General features: G+C 64.0%; 13 protein-coding genes. 8 read left to right on the top strand and 5 right to left on the bottom strand.

Annotated elements, in window-relative coordinates:
- Window positions 1-112: 112 nt before the first annotated feature.
- Window positions 113-517 (top strand): nuclear transport factor 2 family protein, encoded by a 405-nt coding sequence (locus tag AC1RRC_RS24490; RefSeq protein ID WP_493058158.1) that lies wholly within the window; start codon window positions 113-115, stop codon window positions 515-517.
- Between the two features lie 10 nt (window positions 518-527).
- Here the strand turns inward: AC1RRC_RS24490 and AC1RRC_RS24485 are convergent, their stop codons facing one another.
- On the bottom strand, window positions 528-1,349 hold the full coding sequence (locus AC1RRC_RS24485) for an SDR family oxidoreductase (protein ID WP_493058157.1): 822 nt from the start codon (window positions 1,347-1,349) through the stop codon (window positions 528-530).
- A 130-nt stretch (window positions 1,350-1,479) separates the two neighbouring features.
- Between AC1RRC_RS24485 and AC1RRC_RS24480 the strand changes: the two genes are divergently transcribed.
- The 3 genes from AC1RRC_RS24480 (at window position 1,480) to AC1RRC_RS24470 (ending at window position 5,662) form a co-directional block, all read left to right on the top strand.
- Window positions 1,480-3,129: a M28 family peptidase gene (locus AC1RRC_RS24480; RefSeq protein WP_493058156.1), complete on the top strand. Its 1,650-nt coding sequence runs from the start codon at window positions 1,480-1,482 to the stop codon at window positions 3,127-3,129.
- 141 nt (window positions 3,130-3,270) lie between these two features.
- Complete coding sequence (locus AC1RRC_RS24475) at window positions 3,271-4,902, top strand: ShlB/FhaC/HecB family hemolysin secretion/activation protein (protein ID WP_493058155.1); 1,632 nt, start codon at window positions 3,271-3,273, stop codon at window positions 4,900-4,902.
- Window position 4,903: 1 nt separating this feature from the next.
- Complete coding sequence (locus AC1RRC_RS24470; RefSeq protein WP_493058154.1) at window positions 4,904-5,662, top strand: FecR family protein; 759 nt, start codon at window positions 4,904-4,906, stop codon at window positions 5,660-5,662.
- Window positions 5,663-5,711: 49 nt separating this feature from the next.
- Here the strand turns inward: AC1RRC_RS24470 and AC1RRC_RS24465 are convergent, their stop codons facing one another.
- Entirely contained in the window at window positions 5,712-6,758 is a 1,047-nt protein-coding gene (locus AC1RRC_RS24465) for a histone methylation protein DOT1-like protein (RefSeq protein ID WP_493058153.1), read from the bottom strand.
- A gap of 21 nt (window positions 6,759-6,779) precedes the next feature.
- Window positions 6,780-9,557 carry a bifunctional diguanylate cyclase/phosphodiesterase gene (locus AC1RRC_RS24460; RefSeq protein WP_493058152.1) on the bottom strand — a complete coding sequence of 926 codons (2,778 nt, stop codon included), beginning with the start codon at window positions 9,555-9,557 and terminating at the stop codon, window positions 6,780-6,782.
- Window positions 9,558-9,760: 203 nt separating this feature from the next.
- Here AC1RRC_RS24460 and AC1RRC_RS24455 point away from each other — a divergent pair, with 203 nt between their 5' ends.
- Window positions 9,761-10,459: a dienelactone hydrolase family protein gene (locus AC1RRC_RS24455; protein WP_493058150.1), complete on the top strand. Its 699-nt coding sequence runs from the start codon at window positions 9,761-9,763 to the stop codon at window positions 10,457-10,459.
- A 55-nt stretch (window positions 10,460-10,514) separates the two neighbouring features.
- On the opposite strand, the gene AC1RRC_RS24450 is transcribed toward AC1RRC_RS24455, so the two are convergent.
- Both AC1RRC_RS24450 and AC1RRC_RS24445 read right to left on the bottom strand, forming a co-directional pair.
- Entirely contained in the window at window positions 10,515-12,350 is a 1,836-nt protein-coding gene (locus AC1RRC_RS24450; RefSeq protein ID WP_493058149.1) for a putative bifunctional diguanylate cyclase/phosphodiesterase, read from the bottom strand.
- Between the two features lie 97 nt (window positions 12,351-12,447).
- The gene (locus AC1RRC_RS24445) at window positions 12,448-13,263 is read right to left on the bottom strand and encodes an SDR family NAD(P)-dependent oxidoreductase (protein WP_493058148.1); all 816 of its coding nucleotides are present in this window, start codon (window positions 13,261-13,263) and stop codon (window positions 12,448-12,450) included.
- Window positions 13,264-13,429: 166 nt separating this feature from the next.
- On the opposite strand from AC1RRC_RS24445, the gene AC1RRC_RS24440 reads away from it, so the two are divergent.
- The 3 genes from AC1RRC_RS24440 (at window position 13,430) to AC1RRC_RS24430 (ending at window position 16,034) form a co-directional block, all read left to right on the top strand.
- Window positions 13,430-13,951: a winged helix-turn-helix transcriptional regulator gene (locus tag AC1RRC_RS24440; protein ID WP_493058147.1), complete on the top strand. Its 522-nt coding sequence runs from the start codon at window positions 13,430-13,432 to the stop codon at window positions 13,949-13,951.
- A gap of 32 nt (window positions 13,952-13,983) precedes the next feature.
- Complete coding sequence (locus AC1RRC_RS24435; RefSeq protein ID WP_493058145.1) at window positions 13,984-14,739, top strand: substrate-binding periplasmic protein; 756 nt, start codon at window positions 13,984-13,986, stop codon at window positions 14,737-14,739.
- 62 nt (window positions 14,740-14,801) lie between these two features.
- Complete coding sequence (locus tag AC1RRC_RS24430) at window positions 14,802-16,034, top strand: PQQ-dependent sugar dehydrogenase (RefSeq protein ID WP_493058144.1); 1,233 nt, start codon at window positions 14,802-14,804, stop codon at window positions 16,032-16,034.
- Window positions 16,035-16,080: the final 46 nt, after the last annotated feature.

Here is a 16,080-nt window from a genome sequence, read left to right as displayed (position 1 = left end):
GCGAATTGCACGCTTTTTGAGCATAGAAAACCGCATATACCGGGTATCGCATCCATGCTGCAGCCAACTTGCCGGATGCGGGGCATGATGGGGCTCCACCAAGGAGCCAGCCATGTCCCTGTCTATGAATACCATTTTCCGTCCCCAGTTCACCGAAGAGCAAGCCGCGGTGATGGACCCGGTCAAACAATACATTGAAGGCCACGCGCGCAACGACGCATCCTTCATGCGCAAAGCTTTCCTGCCAACCGCGCACATCGAATCGATGCGCGACGGCGAGTTCACGTCGTGGCCGCTGGATGTGTATTGCCAGCGCTTCAATGGCGTCCCGGCCGCCGACGAATCCGAGCGCCAGCGCATTGTCGACTGGATCGACGTGCACGGCACTGCGGCATCCGTGCGCCTGCGCCTGATCCACGGCGCCACCACCTTTACCGATTACTTCGTGCTGCTGAAAACCGCAGATGGCTGGAAGATCGCCAACAAGGCGTTCCACGGCGAACCGACCGCCGCGTAATTCCAGGACGTTACGAGTGCGGCCGGTGTTCTTCGCTGACCGCCTTTAACGCCATGTTCTCCACCATCCCCGGGGCGAGCAGTTTCATCCACCGCCCCAGCTTGCCCTTGGCCGACATCACCACTTCGCGCTTGCGGCGCTCCATGCCGTCGATGATCAAGAGCGCGCACTCGGCCACCGGCATCGCGCCATCTTCCTTCAGGCTGCTCGAACCCAGTTCGCCGCCGGCCGCGTTGTAGCCCCGGTAGCGGATGCGCGTATCGACCACGCCCGGATACGCGGTGGTGACGGACACGCCCGCCGCCTTGACTTCCGCCCGCAGCGCTTCAAAAAAGCCCGACATCGCGAATTTGCTGGCGCTGTACGCCGTGCGTCCCGGCACGCCGACCAGCCCGGCCAGCGACGCCACCGCCACCACGCTGCCGCGCGATTGCTTCAGGTAAGGCAGTGCAGCGTGGGTGCACCACACGCTGCCCCACAAATTAATCCGCATCATGTCTTCATACCAGCCCAGGTCTTGCACATCTTCGAACAGCGCGTGGCCGGAGCGGCCCGCATTGTTGACCAGCGCATCGATGCGGCCAAACGCTTCCACCGTGGCCTGCACCAGATGGCGGCACTGCGCCTGGTCGGACACGTCGGTCGGCACGGCCAGCGTGCGCACGCCGTAGGTCGCGCATTCGGCCGCCACCGCGTCGAGCATGGCGCCATTGCGCGCGGCCAGCACCAGCGCCAGTTGCCCTGCCGGACCGGAAGCCGCGCGCTGCGCCAGCTGGCGCGCCATTTCCGCGCCGATGCCATCGGACGCGCCCGTGATGATGATGACCCGCATAGTCTCTCCTGATTGTCGATCCGGCAAAGGCTAACATGTTCGCGGCGGCCAGAGTAAGATAGCCACTCCGCGCCGCCAGCTTCGAGCGGTGCGGCCATCGAACCTGTCACCTTTTCACTACGGAGCACCCATGCGCCTTCGCACCCTGGCAGCCGCAGCCGGCATTGCCACCATCGCCCTCGGCCCCCTCCCCGCCAACGCCCAGCAAGCCCCCACCGTGACGGAAGGACCGCTGCGCGCCCACCTGTCCTTCCTGGCCGACGACCTGCTCGAAGGACGGGGCACGGGACAGCGTGGCGGCGACCTGGCGGTGCGCTACCTGGAGACCCAGGCCGCGCTGATGGGTTTGAAACCGCTGCCCGATGGCGGCTACCGCCAGCCGGTGCGCTTCCGTGGCACCAAGCTGTTGCCGGGCAGTTCCATCACGTTCCAGGCCAAGGTTGGACCAACGTCGGCGCGGCTGTCGCCGGTTGTCGGCGAAGGGGTGCTGATCGGCACCGGCAGCGGCAAGGCCAGCCTGAGTTTCGATGCGCCGCTGGTGTTTGTCGGCTATGGCGCCAGCGCGCCGGAAGAAAAATGGGATGACTACAAGGATGCCGATGTCAAAGGCAAAATCCTGGTCATGATGGTCAACGACCCGCAGCCGACCGCGGACGAACCCAACCGCTTTGCCGGCAAGGCGTATACCTATTACGGGCGCTGGCTGTACAAATTCGAAGAAGCGGTGCGCCGTGGCGCGGCCGGTGCGCTGCTGATCCACACCACGCCCTCGGCCTCGTATCCATGGAGCGTGCCGGCCAACGGCTTTGGCCACGAACGGTTCCACCTGAACAAAGAAGGCAACCAGGTGGAAGGCTGGCTGCATGAAGACATGGCGCGCGACCTGTTCAAATCCGCCGGGTTCGACCTCGATGACTTGCGCGCCAAGGCCGAATCGCGCGATTTCCGCCCGGTCGACCTGAAAACCACGGCCCACGTGGAATTGCGCAGCGCCGTGCGCCAGGTCGAGCAATTCAACGTGGCCGGCATCGTGCCAGGCACTGATCCGAAACTGAAGGAACAGGCGGTGGTGTATTCCGCGCACTGGGACCACCTGGGCGTGGATGAAGGCGGGCGCCGCGACGGCAAGACCGACCACACCTATAACGGCGCGATCGACAATGCCTCCGGCGCGGCCGCCCTGCTGGCGATGGCGGCCGAAGCCGTCAAAAAACCGGCGAAACGCACGCAAATCTTCCTGTGGCCGGCGGCCGAGGAACAGGGGCTGCTGGGCAGCGCGGCGTATGTCGCCAACCCGGTCTGGCCACTGAATAAAACCAGCGCCGACCTGAACCTGGACAGCATGAATTTCGTCGGCCGCACCAGGGACATTGGCGTCGCCGGTGCCGAACGCAGCTCGCTGTATGAATCGGCCGGCCTGGTGGCAAAGAAAATGGGCCTGAAGCTGGCGCCCCTGATCCCGGACATTTCCGGCGCTTATTTCCGCGCCGACCACTTCAACTTCGCCAAGGCCGGCATCCCGGCGTTCAACGTGGGTTCCGCCGTGTTTTCCGGCGACGGCCACTTTGAGTTCGAGCACAACCAGCAGGCATCGAGCGCCAAGCTGGTGGCCTTCAAGAAGGATTACCACCAGGTGACCGACGAATACCGCGCGGACTGGGATTTGTCGGGCATGGTGCAGCAGGCGCAATTCACCCTGAACCTGGGCTATGCGGTGGCCAACGATCCGAAAATGGCCAGTTTCAAGCAGGGTGACCCGTTCGCCAACGTCAAGCGTTGATCGTCCATGCTGGCGCGGGGAGGATGACTCCGGTATGTGGCCATCCTCCCACACTTGCTTGCCGGGAAACGCGGATCAGTCTACCCTAGGCTATTCCCCTTTCTTTCCGACATCATGACGACTCGGCGGCCCGCAGCGTGCATGGCGATCGCGTTGGCGGCCATCCTGGCGTCGGCGCCGGCCCATGCCCAAGCCGACGAGCAACGTTTCGACATTGCCCGCTTCGACGTGGTTGGCAACACCCTGTTGCCCGATGCCAAGGTGCAAGCGCTGCTGGCGCCGTTTACCGGCAGCCGCCGCAATTTCGGCGACGTGCAGCGCGCGCTCGATGCGCTGGAAAACGCGTACCGGGCCGCCGGCTATGGCGCCGTGCAAGTGGCGCTGCCGGAGCAGGAAGCTACTTCCGGCGCAGTGCGCCTCGAGGTATTGGAAGCGAAAATCGGCAAGGTCAGCGTGACCGACAACCGCTATTACAGCGCCGACAACGTGCGGCGCGGCTTGCCCGCGCTGCAGCCGGGCACCTCGCCGAATTTGCGCCAGTTGTCGGAAAACGTGCAACTGTCGAATGAAAATGGCGCGAAACAAGTGGAAGTCTCGCTGGCGGCCGGCGACACCGATTACCTGGTCGACGCCAATGTCCGAGTCACGGACCGCAGCCCCCACCAGGGCGGTCTCTCCGCCGACAATACCGGGACCGACGCCACCGGCAACTGGCGCACCGGCGTGTTTTACCAGTACGCCAACCTGTTTGACCGCGACCACGCCGTCAGCCTGGCCTACACCACGTCGCCCGACAGCCCCGGTGGGGTCAAGATCCATAACTACAGCATCGGCTACCGCCTGCCGCTGTACGACTGGGGCGACAGCATCGACGTCATTTACGGCAAATCCAGCTCGAACACCCCCAGTTCCACCCCGACCCTGGGCGGTTCGCTGAACATCGTCGGCAAGGGCGATGTGGTCAGCGTGCGCCTGAACCACAACTTCCCCCGCGCCGGCGAAACCACCCGCAAGCTGGTGGCGGCGATCGACTATAAAGCCATCGACGCGCGCTGCACGGCGGTCGACGGCACGCCCGTCAGCACGGCGCCGCCCACGCCGCCGCTGGCCAGTTGCGTGCCCTACACCGTGATGCCGCTGTCGGCGCAATATGTCACCTCGACCCGCAGCGGCCTGGCGCAACTCGACGCCAGCGCGGGACTGGCCGTCAACTTTCCGCGCGGCGTGCGCTATACGAATATCACCGGGCGCACCGACCGTTATTCCTACCTGACCAGCGGCAACCGCGACACGCGCGACCGCCTCGTCATCTTGCGCGGCGCCGCCAGCTGGCTGCGCGGTTTTGGCAACGACTGGCAAGCCCGGGTGGCTGGCAATGTCCAGTACGCGCTGCAGCCGGTGGTGTCGGCGGAAAGCTTCGGCCTGACCGGGGCCAGCACGGTGCGCGGCTTCGATGAACGGGTGCTGTCCGCCGACAGCGGCGTGACCGCCAACGCTGAACTGTATGCGCCGGACCTGGCGGCGGTATTGGGCTGGGATGGCAGTCTGCGGTTGCTGGCCTTCGTCGATGCGTCGTATGGCCACAACCGCGCGGCGCAAGTCCCTGTCGCCGGCAGCCTTTCCGCCGCCAGCGCCGGCATCGGATTGCGCGCGGCGTTGGGAAAAAGCGTTACTATCAGGGTGGACGTGGCGCGCGTCCTCGATGCGGGCCACGCCCTTGGCGTTGCGCGGGGCGACCACCGCGCCCATATTTTCCTGACTGTGGGGTACTGATATGGCTACCCTGAGCAAATTTGCCGTCCTGCTGTGCGGTTTCAGCACGGCCTGCGCCTGGGCGGCGCCCGGTGACACGGTGGCGCAAATCACGCATTTGTCCGGGGTGCTGACCGCCAAACAGGCCGATGGCAACACCAAAATGCTGTCCGTGAAATCCCCGGTGCGCGAAGGCGATGTCCTGAGCACGGAAGCCGAAGCCTATGCCCGCCTGAAATTCATCGACCACTCGGAAATGGTGTTGCGGCCTAATTCCGTGCTGAAAATCTCCGAATTCACGTTCCGCGAACCGGATCCGAAAGGCGACAAGGTGCGGCTGGAAATGCTGAAGGGGGGCTTCCGCGCGGTGTCCGGCATGGTGGGCAAGCGCAGCCGCGAGTCCGTCAGCTTCAGCCTGCCCACCGCCACCATCGGCATCAGGGGCACGCATTTGGGCGCGTTGTTTTGCCAGAACGATTGCGGCGGCGTGCCGACACCGAACGGCCAGACGCCAGCCAATGGCCTTCACCTCGATGTGGCGGTCGGCGGCATTTCAGTGACACCGGTGACGCCGCCGGGCGCCCCGCCCCTGCCGCCGGCGCTGCTGTCGGCCGGCCAGTTCGGTTACCTGGCGCCGGCACACAACGGCGTGCAGCCGCCAATGATCCAGGTCCCAGCCAACCAGGCACCACAGGTACGAATGCCGGCGTCGATCAGCCAGAACGCGCCGGCGCAAGGCGTATCGGGAAAAAACTCCGAACCCGAGTGCGTCATTCAGTAGAGCGGTTTCCGCAAAGCGGAAGCCGCCATGCACGCGTCACGAAGGCACATCACGGATTCAACGCCAACAACTGTTCCCGCACTTCCTTCTCCCACCGTTCTTCCGGCGGTTCATAAATATACGATGACGGCGCCGGCGGCAAGTCCGCCAGTTCGCCCGTGCGTTCATACAAGAACACCGTGGTCCACGCCACCGTCCCCGACTGGAATTGCGCCACTTCGCGGAAGCCTGGATGCTTCAAGGGGAAGGTGGTGGTGCTGACCAGGCAGCCCTGCGGCACATCGCGCGCCAGCTTGTCGCCAATGCGGTCCATCAATGGCGCGAAGCAGGTGCTGTACATAAACACCAGCCCTGCCTGGCTGACATCGGCGTCAAACAAATCGCCATTGATAAAGTGGACCCGCTGGCGCAAGTCCAGCACATGGCGCGCATCCACCACGGCGCCATACGGCAAGGCCAGCGCTTCCTCCGGCGCCGGCGGCATTGGCAGCGCGGCCAGCGCCGCATCGCCGGCCGCCAGCAAAGCGTCAAAACGCTGCCGCGCCATCACATGGCGGTAGGGCAGCAATTCCACCCCGGTGCAGGTGGCAAACGGCAGCGCCAGCGCGGCCGACAACACGACCTTGCCGAGACCGCTGCCGAGGTCGATCATCGCGCTGCCCGGTTTCACGTACGGGGCAATGACCGTAAAGTAATTGTGCAATTCCTGCGGCTTGAATTCGCCGTATATCAGGCGGCCGTCATCGATCAGCCACTGTTCCAGCTCACTGTCCGGAATATCGTCGAGGCGCCGGTGCCCCATGCCGGCGCGCTGCTGCGGCGACAATGGGGGCAGCAAGCCATGGCGCTGCACACCGGCCGGCAGGTTGCCGATGATCATGCGGCGATAGGGTTTCAGACGGCGGATAAAGGTCTCATGCAATTCGCGCCGCTCGAACGCTTCGCGCAGCGCCAGGCCGATTTCCACATAGCGGCCAAACTGCGATCCCATTTCCGCTTCGATCTGCTGGCGCACATGGTGTTCGCCATCTTCGATACCGCGCCGCAGCGTTTCCAGTACACCGGAGATTCCTGCTTTGCCTGCCATGCCTTCCATGCCCGTCTCCCCGCTGTGTCGTTATGCGGCCGCCGTGCGCGCCGCGTCTTCCTGCAAGATCGATTCAATCGCATTGGCCGGCGCTGGCCGGCTGAAGTAATAGCCCTGCATTTGCCGGCACCCGTGCTGGCGCAGGAATTCCAGTTGCTCCGCCGTTTCCACACCTTCGGAAATCACTTCCAGCCCGAGGTTGGTGGCCAGCGCGATGATGGTGATGACAATGGCGGCATCGTCAGGATCCACCGTCAGATCGCGCACGAAGGTCTGGTCGATTTTCAGTACGTCGATTTCAAAGCGCTTTAAATGCGCCAGGCTGGAATAGCCGGTGCCGAAGTCGTCGATCGCCAGCAGCACACCCAGCTTTTTCAATTCGTGCATGACCGCGACCGCGTGTTCGACATCGTTCATCACCAGGCTTTCCGTCAGCTCCAGCTCCAGGCACGATGGCGGCAATCCGGTATCGGCCAGCACTTGCGCCACCGATTGCACGAAGTCCTTTTCCGCCATCTGGCGCGCCGACACGTTGACCGCCATGCGCAAGCCATGCAGCCCGGCGCGGCGCCATGCGACCAGTTGTTCGCACGCCGTGCGCAGCACCCACGCGCCGACTTGCAGGATCAGGCCGGTCTCTTCCGCCAATGGAATGAAGCGGTTCGGCGCCACCATGCCCAGCTCCGGATGCTGCCAGCGGATCAGCGCCTCCATGCCGACGATGCGGCCGGCCACAATATCTGCCTGCGGCTGGTAATGCAGCACGAATTCATCGCGCTCCAATGCCGAGCGCAGCGCGCCTTCGATCAGCATGCGCTCGCCCAGCCGGTCATTCATCGCGGCGGTATAGAACTGCACATCGTCGCCGCCCATTTCCTTGGCGCGGAACATGGCGATATCGGCGCGCTCCATCAGCACGCCAGGGTCCAGTCCATCATCGGGATAAACCGCAATGCCGGCGCTGCAGGTCAGGAACAATTCCTGGCCATCGATGTGCAGTGGCGCGGCCAGGCAATCGAGCACGCGCTGCAACTGGTCGGCGCGGGGACCGGGTGCGCCCTGCTCCGGCAACAGCATCAGCGCAAATTCATCGCCGCCCATGCGCGCCACCGTGTCGACCGGGCGCACCGCCAGTTGCAGCCGCTCCGCCACGGCTTGCAGCAGGCGGTCGCCGCCCTTGTGGCCGAGGCGGCTGTTGGTGAATTTGAAGCGGTCCAGGTCGATCGACACCAGCCACAGCACATGCCCCTTGCGCTCGGAATGGTGCATGGTTTGCAGCAGCCGGTCCGCCAGCAGCGCGCGGTTTGGCAAACCGGTCAGCGCATCGTGCGTGGCCTGGTGGCGCAGTTCCGATTCATACGTTTTCAGTGCGGTGATATCGTGCTGGAACGAGACGTAATGCGTGACCACGCCTTGTTCGTCGCGCACCGGCGAAATCGACAGTTCGTTCCAGAACAGCGCGCCATCCTTGCGATAGCAGCGCACCACCGTGTGCGCGTCGCGCTGTTCACGGATGGCGGTGCGCACTTCTTCCACGCCCGGCTGGTCCAGGTCGTCGCCATACAGCAAACGCGGACTCTGGCCCAGCATGTCGGCGCGGCTGTAGCCCGTGATCCGCTCAAAGGCCGGGTTGACGTAGACCGTCGGGTTGCCCGGTGTGGCGGCCGTGATGGCGATGGCATTGACGCTGGCTTCGATGGCGCGTTCGCGCAAATGGCTGGTGCGGTACAGCTCGCGTAATTCCGCCGTGCGCTCGTCCACCAGCCGGCGCACTTCGCGGCTGCGCGACGCCAGCGCATGCACCCAGGCCGCGCCCAGCACGCTGACCAGCGCGCCTAGCGCCAGGACGAACAGCGACGCCAGGTGGTCGGCGGCGTAGACCGCGCGCGGCGTGGCCGCCGTCATCAGCCACGTTTTACCGGCCACCTCGAAGCGGCTGTGCAATGGGAGCGGCCGCTGTGGATACAGCCACGCCAGCCAGGACGGCAATTCCGCGCGGCCGCTGGCCGTGGCCGGCGCGGACTGATACACCAGGCTGGCGGCGTCTTCGGCCGGGGCTGCATACACGCGCAGCGCCAGGCTATCGGCTTTGCTGCCATCGCCGTCCAGGATACGCGCCACCATATCGGCGGGCCGCAGCACGGCAGCGGTCTCGCCCTGCAGCGCCGCCAGGCGGCTCGCTTCATCGTCAAGCGGCGCGCCAAAGCGGTACACCGGCATGGAAATGATGACGCCCTGCCGTGCCGCCGCCGGGCCGTCCGCATGTTGCGCCAAGGTCACCAGCGGGCCGGCCATCGGCTTGCCCGTGGCATAGGCGATGCGGCGCGCATCGCCATCCTGTGGCGGGTACGCCGTGTCGAGCCCCAGCGCCGCCGCGTTGGCCTGTTGCGGTTCGATGTAATCGACCACGCGGTAGTGCTCGCGCACACCGGCCGGCACCGGTTTGCCATCACGCATTTCCGTCATCACGGCGCCGGGGCGTACTTGCGCCAGCGCCTGCTCATAGGCGCCCCGTCCCTCGTGCGGCAATACGCGCAGGTAACTGATGGCTTGCAGGTAGGGATAGCGCTCCAGCAGCGGCCGGGTAAATAACTGGAATTCGTGGCGGCTGACCGCCGCGCGGCTGGCAAACAGGCGGTTGACGGAGGCGAGGCTGCCCATCGTGTTGGCCACGCCTTGCTGCAGCAGGAAGAGCCGCGCATGGGCGCGCTGCTCCACGGCCAGGGCCGCCTTGTCGTTTTCCAGGCGGCTGGCGCCGGCAAACAGCAGCGCCGTCACACCGAAGCCGGACAACAGCGCCAGCGCCATGGAGCGCAAGCGTGCAGGAGCGGACGGAACTGAAGGAACAGCGCTAATCGAACTCACCCGCGTGGCAGCTATGGAAAAATGCAAGGTTAGCATGGAAACCACAGCAACCGGTATCGGCCCCGCCCGCACGTTACCATTCGTGCAACGCCGCCGCATCATCTGCGGTAGCATGGCGTCCTTCCCACCCACCCAAGGACGTCCTCATGAACGGCACTTCCAAATGGATCGAAATCGACGGCGATGATGGCGCCTTTGGCGCTTACCTGGCATTGCCGCGCAGCGGCAGCGGCCCCGGCATCGTCTTGCTGCAGGAAATCTTCGGCGTCAACGCGCATATCCGCAGCGTGGCGGACCAGTACGCGGCGGACGGCTACGTGGTGCTGGCGCCCGACCTGTTCTGGCGCCAGGGGCAACGCATCGAGCTGGGCTATGACGACGCCGACTGGCAGCGCGCGGTCGAGCTGAAAGGGACCATCAGCATGAACCAGGCGCAGGCGGACGTCCGCGCCGCCGCCAAGGCATTGCGCGCCCTGCCCGGTGTCGGCACGAAAATCGCGTCATTGGGTTATTGCTGGGGTGGCCTGCTGTCCTATCACGCGGCGGCGGACGGGCTGGTCGATGCGGCCATCGCGTATTACGGCGGCGGCATCCAGAATGCACTGAACCGCGCCGACGACCTCCGCAAACCGCTGATGCTGCATTACGGCGGCAAGGACAAGCACATCCCGCGCGACGCCATCGACAAGGTGGTGGAACGCTTCCGCGAACAGGACAATGTGGAAATCCACTTGTATGCGGAAGCCGAACACGGCTTCAATTGTTCGCACCGGGCCAGCTATCACCAGCAGTCGGCGGCGCTGGCGCATGGGTATACGCTGCTGTTCCTGAGCCAAATGCTGTAAAAACCTGTGGGCGGGCAATCCAACGGATGGCGGCTTCCGCGGTGCGGAAACCACCCTACCGGAATAATTCCCGTAATTCTTCCAGCGACAGGGGCGGAGCGCCTTTCCCCCGTGCTTTCACGGTGGCCAGGATCGCGGCAATATCTTCCGGCGTGCGTGCGGGACTGAAATACCAGCCCTGCACGCAATGCGATCCCCGCTCCGCCAGCCAGGCGCGGTCTTCTTCGAGCTCCAGCCCTTCGCACACCAGTTCCACATCGAACACTTCGGCGATGCCCTGGATCAGCCGGAACAGGCCGGCAATGCGCTTGCTGCTGGCCACCCCATGGACGAACTGGCGGTCCACTTTCAGGCGGTCGAACGGGAAACTGTTGATGGCGTCGAGGTTGGAATAACCGGTGCCAAAATCGTCGATGGCGATGCGGATGCCCATGGCGCGGAATTCCGCCACGCGCGGCGACAGCAATTCCGGCGTTTCCACCAGCAAGCTTTCCGTGACTTCAAATTCCAGCAAGCGGCCGGGAATGGCGTACTGCGCCAGCAAGCGCCGCAAGTCGGCAATCACGTCCGGGTGCAACAGCGAGCGGCGGGAGAAATTCAGCGACACCGGCACATCCGGCAAACCGGCGTCGAGCCACGCGCGCATGTCGCGGCACACGTGTTCCAGCACTTGCAAGTCGACCTGGTAAATCTTGTCGGAACTCTCCGCCACGGCAACAAAGCTGCCTGGCGACACCAACCCGCGCGAAGGGTGTTGCCAGCGCACCAGCGCTTCCATCCCGATCAGCCGCCCTTCCGCATAATTGACTTGCGGCTGGTAATGGGCGACCAGTGCGCCATAGCGGGCATCGCCCGCCAGTGCCCCCTGCAATTCATAGACCAGGCGCGATTTGGCCAGCAATTCAAAACCGTATTCCTTGATCGAGGTACGCATGTGCGCGGAGCTGATCGAAGAGGCCGCTGTATCCGCCGCATCGAGCAAGGTGGCCGCCGCACCCCGGTAAGGTAAATCATGGTGTTCGACGCCGATACGCGCATGCATGGCATGGGTACCGCCGCGCACCAGGGTAACCGGCGCCCCGAGTTCATTCTTCAAGCGTTCCAGCAAATCGGATTGCACCTCGTGTTCGCCAAACAGGGCAAACGCAAACTTGTCGCCGCCGAGATGGGCCACCAGGTTGTCCGGTCCGGCCCATGCCGTCAGGCGCTCTCCCGCCAGCCGCAACACGACGTTGCCCGCCTCGCGGCCAAACACATCATTGAACTGGCGGAACCCGATTAAATCCACATACCCGACCATCACATGGGGATGCGGATTGCGCTCCAGTCCCAGTTGCAAATGGTGCAGGAACACCTTGCGGTTGGACATGCCCGTTACTTCGTTGCAGTAACGCATTTCCAACGTTTCCATCACCATTTTCGCCATGCCCAGCAACAGCATTTTCTTTTCCGGGGCACAGACGCCGGGTTCGCGCCACATCATCCAGAACGTGCCGAGGATATAGCCTTGCGCGCCCTTCAGGGTGGCGGCGGCATAGTGGCGGTAATGGGGCGCGTGGGCGACCAGGGCATTGTCCCGGAAGCGCGCGTCGTGCAGCGCATCGTCGACTTCAAACCAGTCGCCGTCGGACGCCACCGCCCAGGTGCACAGCGAACCGGCGCGCGGCACGTGCAGCGGCGCCAGCCCCACCCGCGACGGCAGCCAGATTTGCGACTGGTACACAATGCTGATGCCACCGATATCAGCGCCCACGAACTTGATGGCCAGTTCCGTCACCAAGTCCAGGCTGGGGTCGCTATGGTCTTGCGTCATCGCGTAACGCGACAATTCAGCCAGGCGACGCTGTTCCGTTGCCTCGTCCTGGCATCCCGGCAGGCTGCATGCATCCATAAGCGCCCCCTTCCTGAAACCTTCAGTACCAACAAACCATTATTGCATCTTACAAGCGGGTTTGCGGAACGTTTCGGGAGGCAGGAAACTCAGGGGATCAGGCCGCCTGGTAGCGCGGCGCGGCCACGCTGCGCGACAAATTCGGTTGCAGCGCCAGACGGGCCGCCGTGAAGGCGTTCCAGTCCGCCATGTCGGGCAATGCCGGCAAGGTGATGGTTTCACCCTGGTCGAAACCGGTCAGCGCGGCGTCCACCATGGCATCGACGCCCATCACCATTTCCTGCGGAAAAGCATTGATATCAATACCGGCGCGCTCCCAGATTTCCGTGCGGGTCGCCCCCGGCAATACCGCTTGCACACGCACACCCTGGGGCGCCAGTTCCACCTGCATCGCCTGCGTCAGGTTCAGCATGTACGCCTTGGTGCCGCTGTAGGTGCCGGAAAAAGCTTCCGCCATCATGGCCGTCACGGAACCGATATTGATGATGGCGCCCCGGCCTTCCTGCGCCATGCGGGTGGCGGCCGCCTTGGCCAGCCGGGTCGGTGCGATCACGTTCAGCGTGATCATGCCTTCCACCTTGTCGATATCCGAACTGACGAAACTGCCTTCGACGGTATTGCCGGCATTGTTCAGCAACAGGGTGATGGCGCTGTCCGTGGCCAGCCGCTGCTCCACCTGCGCCAGCGCGGCCCGGTCGGTCAAGTCCGCCGGCAGGACGTCCACCTGCACGCCATACTGGCTGCGCAGGCGGTCCGCCACGCTGTCGAGCCGCTGGCGGTCGCGCGCCACCAGCACCAGGTTGTAGCCGCGCTGCGCCAGGCGGTCCGCATAGGTGGCGCCGATGCCGGTGGAAGCGCCCGTGATCAGTGCCGTGCCTTGCGCCGCGTCTTGCGTGGTGTTCGAGGTTGCCATGGTGAAGTTCCTTTGTGTTGGGTTGTCCATGGCTTCCAATGTAACTTCAATTTTTGAATCTGTAAATCACCCGCATCGATTGAAAAGTAATAAGTTCAAAATTTGTAGTTATTTTTCCGTATTTGGACTACGATGCGGTCATCGATAGAATCGCGCGGAGAATCACATGAGCTGGTCTGAAAGCGGGGAATCGCAGTGCCCTATTGCACGCTGCCTGGCCGTGGTGGGTGACCGCTGGACCATGCTGATCATGCGTGAATTGTTTTTCGGCAATAGCCGCTTCGATGGCTTGCAGGCGCAAACCGGCATGTCGCCGCACCTGCTGTCGACCCGCCTGAAACGGCTGGAAGCCGATGGCGTGCTGGCGCGCCGCGCTTACCAGCAAAAGCCGCCCCGCCATGAATATGTGCTGACCGACAGCGGCCAGGACTTGTATCCGATCCTGATGACCCTGGCCGGCTGGGGCCGCAAATGGGGCGGACTGGGCGACAGCACGCCGGCGCTGAACATCACGCACCGCGACTGTGGCCATGAAGTGGAAACCGGACTGGCTTGCCTGGCTTGCGGCGAACCGTTTACCCGGGCCGATGTCGAGACCACCTTCAGCGACAGCTTTGTGGCGGAACGCCGTGAGCGCATGGAAGCATTCCAGGCCGCGAAAAAGCAGGCGGCGGCGGGCGATGCCTGAACGCCCCCTCGGCTACAATGCAGGTCATGCCATTGAGGAAACTAAAGGCCCTGCTCGCCACTTTGCTCACCACACTGGGCGCCACCCTGCCCCTGGCCGCGCCGGCGGCGCCGTTGAAAGTGGGCGGCTTCGTGGTGGCGCCACTGATCATGGGACACGCGACGGCGCCGCTGCACGGCGCCTTGCGCGACTATGTGGAACAGGAAGTGGTGAAACGGGCCGGGATCGAACTGGTGTGGACACCGCCCACATCGGTGCCGCGCGCCATGGAAAACCTGCGCACCGGCGTGATCGACATCCTGCTGCTGACCAGCGGCCGGATTGAAACCCCCGGGGTGATTCCCACCACCTGGCATTACCTGCGCACGCAGCCCCACTTGGCCGTACTGAAAGCCTCGCCACTGCAAACAGTGCAATCGCTGCAGCAACTGGCGGGGATGGAAATCGGCTGGGCCGGCGGCACGCTGGTGCCGCCTGCCCTGGCGGACATCCCGATCCAGTGGCAAATGCTGACGGTGCCGGACTGGCAAACCGCGAATTTGCGCAAGCTGAAAATGGGCCGCATCCAGGCCGTGTTTTTTGAAAATGAATACTCGCCCCGCTATTACGCGACCGAGGAAAACATGGATATCCACCTGGTCAAGTTGCCCATGTCCGAACGCCAATTCACGATGGCGTATTCGCCCAAGGCCGACAAGGACGCGGTGGCGCAGTTCGACAAGGCCGCCGCCACGGCATTTGCCAACGAACAGTTCAAAGCGTTCCTCGAGCAGTACATCAAGCGCTGAGTGGCGCGCCGGGCTGCGCTGCGCCATGCGCGCGGCCGGCTGGCTACAATCAGGCGGACACCTTGACGGAGGCTGACATAGCGCCGACCGCTTTGCCCCGCACCGCACTCCCGCTACTTTCGCTACTTTCACTACCGATACTGCTGGCCGCCTGCGGCGGCGGTGGTGGCGGCAGTGCGCCCACGCCGGCCAATCCCGGGACCAATACGCCAACCCCACCAGTCACCCCGTTCGCGCTGGCCCTGCAAACCGTGGCAAGCGGACTGACCGAACCGCTCTACCTGACCGCACCAGGCGGCGATGCGCGCCTGTTCATCGTCGAGCGCCCGGGCCGCGTGCGGATCGTCGCCAACGGCGTCTTGCTGGCGCAACCCTTCGTGGATATCGGCGCGAAAACCACCATCAGCGGCGAGCGCGGGTTGCTGTCGATCGCGTTCGATCCGAACTATGCGCAAAACGGCCGCTTTTACCTGTATTACACCGACCTCGATGGCGCCATCGCGATCGACCGCATGACGGTGTCCGGCGACGCGAATGTGGCCAGCGCCACGTCCGCCGTGCGCCTGCTGACCATTCCCCATCCGGGCGCCAGCAATCACAATGGCGGTCAACTGGCATTCGGGCCGGATGGCTATTTATACCTCGGTACCGGCGATGGCGGCGGCTCGGGCGATCCGTCCGGCAATGCGCAAAACCTCAATGTTTTATTGGGCAAGATCTTGCGGCTGGACGTCAGCGGCGCGGCGTACGCCATTCCGGCAGGCAATCCGTATGCCGGCCAGGCCGGACGGCGCGCGGAAATCTGGGCCAGCGGGGTGCGCAACCCATGGCGCTTTTCGTTCGACCGCACCGACCGCCTGCTGTATATCGCCGATGTCGGCCAGGGCGAACGCGAAGAAGTCGATATCGCGGCCACGACGCAGGCGGGCAACAATTACGGCTGGCGCACCATGGAAGGCACGGCCTGCTATAACGCCGCCACCTGCGACAAGACCGGCTTGTTTATCCCGCAATTCGAATACCTGCACGGTGCCAATGACGTCAATGGCTGTTCCATCACCGGCGGTTACGTGTACCGGGGCGCGGCGCTGCCGGAACTGGCGGGCCAGTACCTGTATTCCGACTATTGCAAGGGCTTCCTGAAAAGCTTTACTTACCGCAATGGCGTGGCGGGCAGTGTCACCACCTGGGACGTGGGCGCGATTGGCAATGTGCTGTCGTTTGGCGAAGATGCGGCCGGTGAGCTGTATATGCTGTCAAGCAACGGGCGGGTCTACCGCATTACTAAGCGATAGCATTGCAGTAGTACAATATTCGCGCCCCCACCCTGTCATCGAATAC

The organism is Pseudoduganella sp. GW821-FHT12E03, from assembly GCF_058807115.1.
This window is presented reverse-complemented; position numbering and strand designations above follow the sequence as displayed.